We start from the raw sequence: 9,461 nt of genomic DNA on the forward strand, positions 1-9,461 counted from the left end.
AGCAGCAGCATGCGCCTTCAGCCTACCACCTTTGGCCGGTCACATTGGCCCGGGTCGTCCGGGCCGTTCCGGCCCTGTTCCAACGATGGACACCATAGCCGCTGAGGGGGCAGATTTCCAGCCTCCGCGCAGAGTGCCGCGCCGTCACCGGCAATCGAGCTGCGGCGGGTTCTTGGGATTTTCCGGGACGTCGCCACGAATGTCGGTTTCCCACGTCAGTGTGCAGCGGCGGATCCGGCGCTGCAGGTCGACGGCGAGAGCTGCTTCGGTGTCGCGATACCGGCAGAGCAGGAAAATCTTGCCACGCTGATCTGCCTCGAACTCCCAAAGATGAACCAGCTTGCGGGCATGCCTGGTCTCGTTGGCGGGCGCCAGGGTGGTGCGGAAAGTGGTGGCCATCTGCGTGGCGCGGTCGCCTTCGATCAGGGTGATGCCGATGAAGCCGTGGTTGTCGCGGCCGGGATAGGGCGACCAGCCGCCGGGCTCCTCCGGCTGGGCTGTCACCCTGAGGGACGGCGGTCATTGCGGTCCGTCGGCCTTCGCGGGCAGGGCCGTGGCAGTCGACAGGATGGGTTCCAGAAGGGCTGCGGTGACAAAGATCGGACGCATCGGGCGATCTCCGGGCCGGCGGGCCGGTGGGCTGGACTGATGGGCTTTTCCCGCGGCGGATTGCGTCGTTTGAGCGATTGCGGTCGCCGCGGCGGGGTGCCACTGTGCGGCGCCCCGGTCGCAGGATGGACGTCGTCACCATGGCCCGCAAGGTGCCTTCAAAGGCCCGCAAGATTTCCCTTCCACCGTTTCTGTCGAATCCCTTCGTTCTGGCTCTGGCGGCGGTTGCCGCGGTGTTCGCGGTGGCGATCGGCGTGGCGACGCTGACCGGCGGCCGCTCAGGTGGCGAACGAACCCAGCAGACTCCGGTTCAGCAGGCGCCAGTTCCCCAGGCAGGCGTGACGCCCGTGCCACCCGCACCGCCGGCGGTGAAGGCGGAGCCGCCCGTCCAGCATGCTGCCGAAGGGCCGGAACATGCCGTGCCGGAAAAGCCGGTTCAGGCCGAAACCCGCCCGCCGGCCACCACTGTGGCGATGCTGCCGCCGCCCGCCCCTCCGGCCCAGCCGCCGGTGCAGCCCCCAAGCGGCAACGCCGCGCTGTGGCGCAGGAACGCGCTGCCGGCCGAGGTGCCGACGGGCAAACCGATCATCGCCATCGTCATCGACGACATGGGGTTGGATCGCAAGCGTTCGGCGCGGATGGCCGGGCTTCATGGGCCGCTGACGCTGTCCTGGCTGCCCTATGCCCGCGACCTGTCGGCCCAGTCGAAGGCCGCCCGCGCCCATGGGCACGAGTTGATGCTGCACATGCCGATGGAGCCCAGCGTGAAGGCCGATCCGGGACCGAACGCGCTGCTGGTCTCGCTGGACAAGGGCGAGATCGTGAAGCGGTTCCGCGCCGCGCTGGACAGTTTCGACGGCTATGTCGGGGTGAACAACCACATGGGCAGCCGTTTCACCGCCGACCGGGCGGCATTGGCGCCGGTTCTGGCGGAACTGCACCGGCGGGGGTTGCTCTGGCTGGACAGCCGGACCACCCCCAACAGTGCCGGGATCGGACTGGCCCAGGAGCTGAAGATGCCGTGGATCGGCCGCGACGTGTTCCTCGACAACCAGGAGACCGTGGCGGCGGTGAAGGCCCAGCTTGCCAAGACGGAACAGGTGGCGAAGCGTCAGGGCTACGCCGTCGCCATCGGCCATCCGCATGATGCGACAATCGAAGCTCTGGCGTCCTGGCTGCCGGATGTGCAAAAGCGTGGCTTCGTTCTTGTCCCGGTCAGCGCGGTGGTGCGGACGCATCATGCCGGCGGCTGACCTGACCGAAGGGAGCCCGCGCCGATGGCCGATGCGTACAAGGTGGATGGAATGACCTGCAGCGGCTGTGCCCGCTCCGTTTCGAATGCGATCACCAGAGCGGCGCCCGATGCCGCGGTCACCGTCGATCTCGCCACCGGCACCGTGCTGGTCGATGGCGATGTTCCGGCAGAGGTGGTGCGGCAGGCGGTCGAGGCGGCTGGATTCGATTTCGGCGGACCGGCGGCCTGATCCGGCCGCTTCATCAAGGTTTTGATGCGACGCAACAAAACCGTTTTCTCTTTATGGATATTGCGGCATTCTCGGTGCGATGCGATCCGTTCCGCGAGGGTGCGATGCCGCTCTATTCCTATCGCTGCAAGGCCTGCGACCATGGGTTCGAGACCCTGGTCCGCTCAGGCGAGACCCCGGGCTGCCCCTCCTGCGGCAGCGCCGACCTGACCCGCCAGCTGTCGAACGTGGCGCCGGACGGCAAATCCGGCGCCGTGATCCAGTCCGCCCGCCGGATGGCGGCGAAGGAGGGGCATTTCAGCAATTACGCTCGGTCGGAGCGGCCGAAACGCTAGAAGTGCCTCAGGTGACCGGTGCCGCCACCGTCGCGGCGATCCACGACTCGATCCGCTCGGCGGCCAACTGCCAGTCCTGCTCCAGCATCATCGCATGGCCCATGCCGGGCATGAACACCGGCTGCGTTCCCAGCGCCATCGCGGTGGCGATCACCTCGGCGCGGGGGAACAGCAGATCCTCCTCGGCCCCCATCACCAGAATCGGCGTGTCGCGGGGTGGCAGGACGGGGAAGGGGATCCAGCCGCCGATGTCCAGCAGGACGCGGCGCGATTCCTCCTGCATGCGGCTGTCGTATTTCGCGGCTTCGTCCCGCGGCGTCTTGTCTGAGAACATGGCGCGGCGGATCGCGTCCGGATCGAACGCGCGTTCGCCGAAGGTCATCAGCATCGACATCTGCTGGAACACATAGGGCGATCGCCAGGCCAGCCCCATGGTGGAGGACATCAGGCCATAGGGCGGCGCCGACGCCATCAGCACGCCTGCCGGGAAACGGCGCTTGGCCAGCGCGCGTTGCACCACCAGTCCGCCCATCGAATGCCCGATCAGCACCGGCGGGGCGGACAGGCGGCTTGCCGCCTCCAGCACGTCATCGACATAGTCGGCGATGCCGAAATCGTGCAGCCGGTCGCCCCCTTCGCTGTTGCCATGGCCACGCAGCGACACGGCATGTGCTTCCCATCCGTGCTCGGCGAACCAGGGCAGGAACTTGGCGTCCCAGATCCAGGCGCCACTGAAGGCGCCATGGACGAACAGGAGCGGCGGCATCTTGGCAGGACCGGAGGGGCGGCGGCTGATGATTTCCAAGTGCGACTTATTTGGGCTGGACATCGCATCGCAGGTTGTTGTTTTGCGCTGCAATAAGCATGACGGGCGAAGCGGCGCCTGTCCAGTCGCGGTCCCGGCAACCCTGCTTTGTAAGGGGACTTGAGCCGTTTGACGCCGCCGGTGCGGTTTGCGACAGTCCGGATCCGCAACACAGAACCGGAGAGCGCCTGTGCCGAACCCACCGGTCCTCGATCCCGCGACGCTGACCGCCGAGACCGGCGCCACCGACTATCCGCAGCCCTTCCGGGCGCAGGTCGCCGGCCGCCACCGGGCGGTGCTGGGTGACCCGCTGGGATTGCGAAATTTCGGCGTCAACCTGACCCGGCTGGCGCCCGGCACCTCGTCCGCCCTGCGCCATTGGCACAGCCGGCAGGACGAGTTCGTCTATGTGGTGGAGGGCGAGTTGACGCTGGTGACCGATGCCGGCGAGACGCTGCTGACCGTGGGCATGTGCGCCGGCTTTCCGCATGGCGTCACCGACGGTCACCGGCTGATCAACCGCAGCGACCGGCCGGCCGCCTATCTGGAGGTCGGCGACCGCAGCGCCGGCGACGAGATTGACTATGCCGATGAGGATATGGTCTGGCGCGACGGCGCCTATCGTCACCGCGACGGGACCGTTTGGAAATGAGCGCGGACGCCACTCTGGTGCTGGGCGGCGCCCGCTCGGGCAAGAGCCGTTATGCCGAGGGGCTGGTGACGGCGTTTGGTGGTCCGCGCGTCTACATCGCCACCTCCCAGGTCTGGGATGCCGAAATGGCGGAGCGGGTGGCGAAGCACCGCGACGACCGCGGCCCGGACTGGACGACGGTGGAGGAGCCGCGCGACCTGACCGGCGCCTTGCGCCGCCATGCCGCCGCCGGCACCGGCGTGCTGGTCGATTGCCTGACGCTGTGGCTGACCAACCTGATGATGGCGGAGGCCGATATCGCGGCGGAAACCACGGCGCTGGTGGAGCTTCTGCCGACGCTGCCCGGCCGGGTGGTGCTCGTCTCCAACGAGGTCGGGCTCGGCATCGTGCCTGACAACGCGCTGGCCCGCCGCTTCCGCGACCATGCCGGCCGCCTGCACCAATCCATTGCGGCCGTGGCGCCGCGCGTCGTGTTGACCGTTGCCGGTCTGCCGATGTTCGTGAAGGGAATCCCCGTATGACTGCCGATATGGCCGACACCGAAGAGATGAACCGCCGCCATGCCGAGAAAATGAAGCGGCGCAAGGCATTGCAGGAGCGTGCGCTCGAGTCCAAAACGGTGGAGAAGGGCCTGCTGATGGTCCATACCGGCAAGGGCAAGGGCAAGTCCACCGCCGCCTTCGGCCTGATGATGCGCGCGGTCGGCCACGGCATGCGCGTCGGCATGGTGCAGTTCGTCAAGGGTGCCTGGTCGACCGGCGAGACGGTGGCGCTGGAGCGCTTCGAGGATCTGGTCGATTTTCACACGATGGGCGAAGGGTTCACCTGGGACACCCAGGACCGCGCCCGCGACATCGCCGCCGCCGAGGCTGCCTGGGCCAAGGCCAAGGAGTTGATGGCCGACCCGCGCTATCGCCTGATCGTGCTGGACGAGCTGAACATCGTGCTGCGCATGGATTATCTGCCGCTGGACGAGGTGCTGGCGACGCTGGCCGCCCGCCGGCCGGACCTGCATGTCTGCATCACCGGCCGCAACGCCAAGCCGGACCTGATCGCCGCCGCCGACCTCGTCACCGAGATGACGCTGGTCAAGCACCCGTTCGAGGCCGGGGTGAAGGCCCAGGCCGGCATCGAGTTCTAAGATCATGAGATCCCGGGCGATCATGTTGCAGGGGACCGGCTCCGATGTCGGCAAGTCGCTGCTGGTGGCCGGCCTGTGCCGGGCGCTGGCGCGGCGCGGCCTGAGCGTCCGGCCGTTCAAGCCGCAGAACATGTCCAACAATGCCGCGGTCACCGCGGATGGCGGCGAGATTGGCCGCGCCCAGGCATTGCAGGCACGGGCCTGCGGCGTGGCGCCCAGCGTCCACATGAACCCTGTGCTGCTGAAGCCGCAATCGGATGTCGGCAGCCAGGTGGTGGTGCGCGGCGTGGTGGTCGGCACGGCGCGCGCCGCCGACTATCAGGCGCGCAAGCGCGAGCTGCTGGGCACCGTTCTGGACAGTTTCGAGCGGCTGCGGGCCGAGGCCGACATCGTGGTGGTGGAGGGGGCCGGCAGCCCGGCGGAGGTCAATCTGCGGGCCGGCGATATCGCCAACATGGGCTTCGCCACCGCTGCCGACGTGCCGGTCCTGCTGGTCGGCGACATCGACCGCGGCGGCGTGATCGCCAGTCTGGTCGGCACCCATGCCCTTCTACCGAAATCTGAGCAGGAGCGGATTAAGGGCTTTCTCATCAATAAGTTCCGCGGCGACGTTCGCCTGTTTGATGAAGGGCTGCGGATCATCGAGAGTCACACCGGTTGGCGCGGCTTCGGCGTGGTGCCCTGGCTGCGCGAGGCGGCGACCCTGCCGGCGGAGGATGCGGTGGCGCTCGACCGCCCGCGGGCTGCCGGCGACGGGGCGCTGCGCGTCGCAGTGGCCATGCTGCCGCACATCGCCAATTTCGACGATTTCGACCCGCTGGCGCAGGAGCCGGGCGTTGCGCTGACCATGGTTCGTCCGGGCCAGCCGCTGCCGGGCGACGCCGATCTGGTGATCCTGCCCGGCACCAAGACGACGATTGCCGACCTTGTCTTCCTGCGGGCGCAGGGCTGGGATATCGACCTGCTGGCCCATTGGCGGCGCGGCGGCCGGGTGCTGGGCATCTGCGGCGGCTACCAGATGCTGGGCCAGCGCATCGCCGATCCGGACGGCATCGAAGGCCCGCCGGGCGAGGCCGCCGGGCTGGGACTGCTGGATGTCGAGACGGTTCTGAAGGGGCCGAAGGTGCTGGAGGAGGCCCGCGGCATCGAGCGGCGCACCGGGGCGGCTGTGGCAGGGTACGAGATGCACATGGGCCGCACCGAGGGGCCGGACCGTGCGCGGCCGATGCTGGAACTGGCGGCCGGCGGCACCGATGGCGCTGAGTCGGCCGACGGTCGGGTGGCCGGATGCTACCTGCATGGGCTGTTCACCGCAGACGTCTTCAGGACGGCCTATCTGCGTGGGCTGGGGGCCGGTGCGTCCACGCTGAACTATGGCGCCGCCGTCGATCGGGCGCTGGATGCGGTCGCGGACCGGCTGGAGAATGTGGTGGATATGGATGGGCTGTTGCGGGTGGCGGCCGGATGAGGAAAGGGGGCGGGAGCCCCCTCAAACTTGCTCCTGTTCCACCGATAAGGCGCGCGGCAGCTTGAAGACGATGTTCTCGGTCGCCGTGCGCAGCTCCTCCACCGTCACGTCGAAGCGCGAGCGGGCGGCCTCGATGACCTCCTCGACCAGCACTTCCGGGGCCGAGGCGCCGGCAGTGATGCCGAGGCGGACGACGCCGTCGAGCGCGCTCCAGTCGATGTCGGCGGCGCGCTGGACCAGCTGGGCGGCCGGGCAGCCATGGGTCTTCGCCACCTCGACCAGCCGCTTGGAGTTGGAGGAGTTCGGCGCCCCCAGCACCAGCAGCGCATCCACCTTGGGCGCGATGGCCTTCACCGCCGCCTGACGGTTGGTGGTGGCGTAGCAGATATCCTCCTTCTTCGGCCCGGCGATGGCGGGGAAGCGGGCCTGGAGGGCGGCCAGGATCTCCGTCGTCTCATCGACCGACAGGGTGGTCTGGGTGGCGTAGGCGAGGTTTTCCGGGTCGCGCACCGCCAGCGTCGCGACATCGGCCACCGTTTCCACCAGAACCACGGCGCCTTCGGGCAACTGGCCCATGGTGCCGATCACCTCGGGATGGCCGGCATGGCCGATCAGGACGATCTGCTTGCCCTCCTCGAAATGCCGTTCGGCCTCGCGGTGGACCTTGCTGACCAGCGGGCAGGTGGCATCGAGATAGAACAGCCCGCGCGCCTCGGCCGCCTGCGGCACCGACTTCGGCACGCCGTGGGCGGAGAACACCACCGGACGGCCGTCCGGCACCTCGGTCAGCTCGTCGACGAACACGGCGCCCTTCGATTCGAGGCTTTCGACCACGAAACGGTTGTGGACGATCTCGTGCCGCACATAGACCGGCGCCCCGAAGCGCTCCAGCGCCGTCTCGACGATCTGGATCGCCCGGTCCACCCCGGCGCAGAAACCGCGCGGTGCCGCAAGAAGGATGGTCAGGGAAGAGGTCGTGGTCATATGCGCTGTACCGCCCTTGCGGGAGAAGGTCGCCCTTAGGGGTCCCGTGCCGAACGGTCACAAGGGATAGAACCGCCGCGCGGTCTGTTGCCGGTCAAGCTGGGACACTAAAGTCGCGATCCAACAGCCCGTTAACCGATCAGGCCGAACCGATGGACCGCCGCGACCGTAATATAGGAACCCCCGCCCGGAAAAGCCCGCTGGCGTCCCTCTTTGGGCTGGGCCGCCCTGCGCTGCTCGCGGCCGGGGCCGTTCTGGTGCTTTCCGGCTGCTCCGGTATGGGGTTGGGGCCGACGAACCCGTCGGAAGCGGCGCTGGCCTGCCCCAAGGTCAACATCGTCCGCGATCTTCAGGAAGTGACGGTCTTCCGTCCCGGCGGCAAGGATCTGACCGATCTGGAGTCGCGCGCCGCCCTGACCGATTTCAGCGGCAACTGCGACTACACCAGCGCCGGCGTCACCGTGAACGTGAACCTCTATCTGGTGGCGGAACGTGGTCCGGCGCTGCAGGGCACCACCGCCAAGTACCAGTATTTCGTCGCCATCGCCAAGCCGGACGATTCGCTGGTGTCGAAGGCCTATTTCGACACCGACGTGACCTTCGTCCCCGGACAGCCGCGCGCCGGCACCAAGGAAGAGCTTGCCCCGAAGATCCCGCTGCCGAAGGATGGCAACGCCAAGGACTGGAAGATCTATCTCGGCTTCCAGTTGACGCCGGAGCAGTTGAACTTCAACCGGACCCAGGTGAAGAAGTAAGGCGCGCTACCGGCATCAGTGGCCTCACTATTAGATGATGATGTTCGGACCGTACAGAACAAAGGGGAGGTAGAATGTTCCACCTCCCCTCATACGAGATCAGCCTATGTAAGCGGCGCTAAACCAAGTCGTTGAAATTTGGCCGCCGATATAGTTTCCGGTGGTGGTTCCGGGGTTATAGAAGCCATAAAGTTCCAGGTAATCTGTTGCGCCATCAAGGTAAATCACGTCACAATACTGTACGGTTTCGCCTCCGCCGGTTGCCGTGGTAGCTGCTTGTCCGAAGACCATGCCGTTTTTATAGATATACGTATTGCAACCTTTTCCGGCCGGCATGTTCGTATAGTGGATTTGCGCATTTACCTGATAAAAACCGGCCGCGGTTGGTTGGAAACGGTGCGTTTCGGGGTCGAAGGCATTGCCGATATTGAAAGCCTGACTGGAGCTTACAGTAACGGGAACGAGAGTGTAGACGCCTGCCGATATGGTGGCGTTAACCCCGTTAAGATCGGCCCTGAAACCAATCACGCGGCGAGCCGGAGGGGTGAAGGTTGCGGCAATGACACGTTCATCGACGATGATGTCGTTGGTGATGGTCAAGGTGGTACCTTGAAGATGAAGCTGGGCCACAGGCAGCTTGCCAGCCGGAATGGCCGGCGGGTTCAAACTGTTGGTGGTCCCGGTGACGATGGTCGCGGCGCCTGTCGACCGGTCGACAACCACCCGGTCGATGCGGAACCCCGACGTCGGCGGGATGAAGGGGCCGACGGACTGTGGGCCGACCTCGACAAGCGTCGTGTCGTTCAGCAGATGACCGGGATCCAGCCCCAGTGTCAGGTTCGGTGCCATCTGGGCGTGGGGAGCGAAGGCTCCGACGATGCGCTGCGACACTGCCCAGTTGGCGGCGGACTGGGACAGGTCGGACGGGTTGAAGGCCTGAACGGTCATTGCGCGCTCTCCACTCTGTCGATTGGGATGAGTCCCGCGAAGGACAACGGCTGGCCAGCTCGGCGTGACGCGGTGAATGGGTTTGTATACCTATGCCCGCTGCGGAAAAGGAAAATTTCCAAAACCGGTATATTTCAACGGCTTGGTCGGTTCATGGGCCAGACCGCGGATTGACAAACCTGTCTGATCGCGACAAGGTGCGCCGCATATACGCCGATGATCCCTCGCGGGAAAAATCGCCCGTGGAACCGCCCGAAACGGACGGGTCCGCGGGCGGCGC

At 66.7% G+C, this 9,461-nt stretch carries 12 protein-coding genes; 8 read left to right on the forward strand and 4 right to left on the reverse strand.

All coding sequences use genetic code 11. The features are described from left to right. Positions 1-144: 144 nt before the first annotated feature. Positions 145-504 (reverse strand): STY0301 family protein, encoded by a 360-nt coding sequence (locus tag I71_RS26135; RefSeq protein WP_244434059.1) that lies wholly within the window; start codon positions 502-504, stop codon positions 145-147. Positions 505-734: 230 nt separating this feature from the next. Here I71_RS26135 and I71_RS26140 point away from each other — a divergent pair, with 230 nt between their 5' ends. From I71_RS26140 to I71_RS26150, 3 genes are all read left to right on the forward strand, one after another. Beyond that, positions 735-1,862: a divergent polysaccharide deacetylase family protein gene (locus I71_RS26140; protein WP_244434060.1), complete on the forward strand. Its 1,128-nt coding sequence runs from the start codon at positions 735-737 to the stop codon at positions 1,860-1,862. Between the two features lie 24 nt (positions 1,863-1,886). Beyond that, positions 1,887-2,093: a heavy-metal-associated domain-containing protein gene (locus I71_RS26145; protein ID WP_042700825.1), complete on the forward strand. Its 207-nt coding sequence runs from the start codon at positions 1,887-1,889 to the stop codon at positions 2,091-2,093. A gap of 104 nt (positions 2,094-2,197) precedes the next feature. After that, on the forward strand, positions 2,198-2,428 hold the full coding sequence (locus I71_RS26150) for a zinc ribbon domain-containing protein (RefSeq protein ID WP_042700828.1): 231 nt from the start codon (positions 2,198-2,200) through the stop codon (positions 2,426-2,428). 7 nt (positions 2,429-2,435) lie between these two features. Here the strand turns inward: I71_RS26150 and I71_RS26155 are convergent, their stop codons facing one another. Then, positions 2,436-3,194 carry an alpha/beta hydrolase gene (locus tag I71_RS26155; RefSeq protein ID WP_049976341.1) on the reverse strand — a complete coding sequence of 253 codons (759 nt, stop codon included), beginning with the start codon at positions 3,192-3,194 and terminating at the stop codon, positions 2,436-2,438. Between the two features lie 229 nt (positions 3,195-3,423). On the opposite strand from I71_RS26155, the gene I71_RS26160 reads away from it, so the two are divergent. From I71_RS26160 to I71_RS26175, 4 genes are read left to right on the forward strand one after another with little or no spacing between them, the layout of a single operon-like run. Further along, positions 3,424-3,885, forward strand: coding sequence for a cupin domain-containing protein (locus I71_RS26160; protein ID WP_042700833.1), 462 nt, complete (start codon positions 3,424-3,426; stop codon positions 3,883-3,885). Continuing rightward, positions 3,882-4,406: a bifunctional adenosylcobinamide kinase/adenosylcobinamide-phosphate guanylyltransferase gene (cobU, locus tag I71_RS26165; protein ID WP_042700837.1), complete on the forward strand. Its 525-nt coding sequence runs from the start codon at positions 3,882-3,884 to the stop codon at positions 4,404-4,406. Before I71_RS26160 ends, cobU begins: the two co-directional genes overlap by 4 nt. Beyond that, entirely contained in the window at positions 4,403-5,026 is a 624-nt protein-coding gene (gene cobO / locus I71_RS26170; protein ID WP_244434061.1) for a cob(I)yrinic acid a,c-diamide adenosyltransferase, read from the forward strand. Before cobU ends, cobO begins: the two co-directional genes overlap by 4 nt. Before the next feature lie 4 nt (positions 5,027-5,030). After that, entirely contained in the window at positions 5,031-6,494 is a 1,464-nt protein-coding gene (locus tag I71_RS26175; RefSeq protein WP_042700840.1) for a cobyric acid synthase, read from the forward strand. A gap of 21 nt (positions 6,495-6,515) precedes the next feature. Here I71_RS26175 and ispH read toward each other — a convergent pair whose 3' ends face one another. Beyond that, on the reverse strand, positions 6,516-7,478 hold the full coding sequence (ispH, locus tag I71_RS26180; RefSeq protein ID WP_042700843.1) for a 4-hydroxy-3-methylbut-2-enyl diphosphate reductase: 963 nt from the start codon (positions 7,476-7,478) through the stop codon (positions 6,516-6,518). A gap of 152 nt (positions 7,479-7,630) precedes the next feature. Between ispH and I71_RS26185 the strand changes: the two genes are divergently transcribed. Continuing rightward, positions 7,631-8,233: a hypothetical protein gene (locus tag I71_RS26185; protein ID WP_244434062.1), complete on the forward strand. Its 603-nt coding sequence runs from the start codon at positions 7,631-7,633 to the stop codon at positions 8,231-8,233. A 99-nt stretch (positions 8,234-8,332) separates the two neighbouring features. Here I71_RS26185 and I71_RS26190 read toward each other — a convergent pair whose 3' ends face one another. Beyond that, positions 8,333-9,181 (reverse strand): hypothetical protein, encoded by an 849-nt coding sequence (locus I71_RS26190; protein WP_042700846.1) that lies wholly within the window; start codon positions 9,179-9,181, stop codon positions 8,333-8,335. Positions 9,182-9,461: the final 280 nt, after the last annotated feature.

Origin of the sequence: Azospirillum sp. B506 (assembly GCF_000333595.1) — a bacterium.
GTDB lineage: Bacteria > Pseudomonadota > Alphaproteobacteria > Azospirillales > Azospirillaceae > Azospirillum.

Bases quoted from the DNA above. Each gene is read 5' to 3' on its own strand.
- I71_RS26140 (WP_244434060.1), top strand. From the start codon at position 735: ATGGACGTCGTCACCATGGCCCGCAAGGTGCCTTCAAAGGCCCGCAAG.
- I71_RS26145 (WP_042700825.1), top strand. From the start codon at position 1,887: ATGGCCGATGCGTACAAGGTGGATGGAATGACCTGCAGCGGCTGTGCC.
- I71_RS26150 (WP_042700828.1), top strand. From the start codon at position 2,198: ATGCCGCTCTATTCCTATCGCTGCAAGGCCTGCGACCATGGGTTCGAG.
- I71_RS26155 (WP_049976341.1), bottom strand. From the start codon at position 3,194: ATGCCGCCGCTCCTGTTCGTCCATGGCGCCTTCAGTGGCGCCTGGATC.
- cobU (WP_042700837.1), top strand. From the start codon at position 3,882: ATGAGCGCGGACGCCACTCTGGTGCTGGGCGGCGCCCGCTCGGGCAAG.
- cobO (WP_244434061.1), top strand. From the start codon at position 4,403: ATGACTGCCGATATGGCCGACACCGAAGAGATGAACCGCCGCCATGCC.
- I71_RS26175 (WP_042700840.1), top strand. From the start codon at position 5,031: ATGAGATCCCGGGCGATCATGTTGCAGGGGACCGGCTCCGATGTCGGC.
- ispH (WP_042700843.1), bottom strand. From the start codon at position 7,478: ATGACCACGACCTCTTCCCTGACCATCCTTCTTGCGGCACCGCGCGGT.
- I71_RS26185 (WP_244434062.1), top strand. From the start codon at position 7,631: ATGGACCGCCGCGACCGTAATATAGGAACCCCCGCCCGGAAAAGCCCG.
- I71_RS26190 (WP_042700846.1), bottom strand. From the start codon at position 9,181: ATGACCGTTCAGGCCTTCAACCCGTCCGACCTGTCCCAGTCCGCCGCC.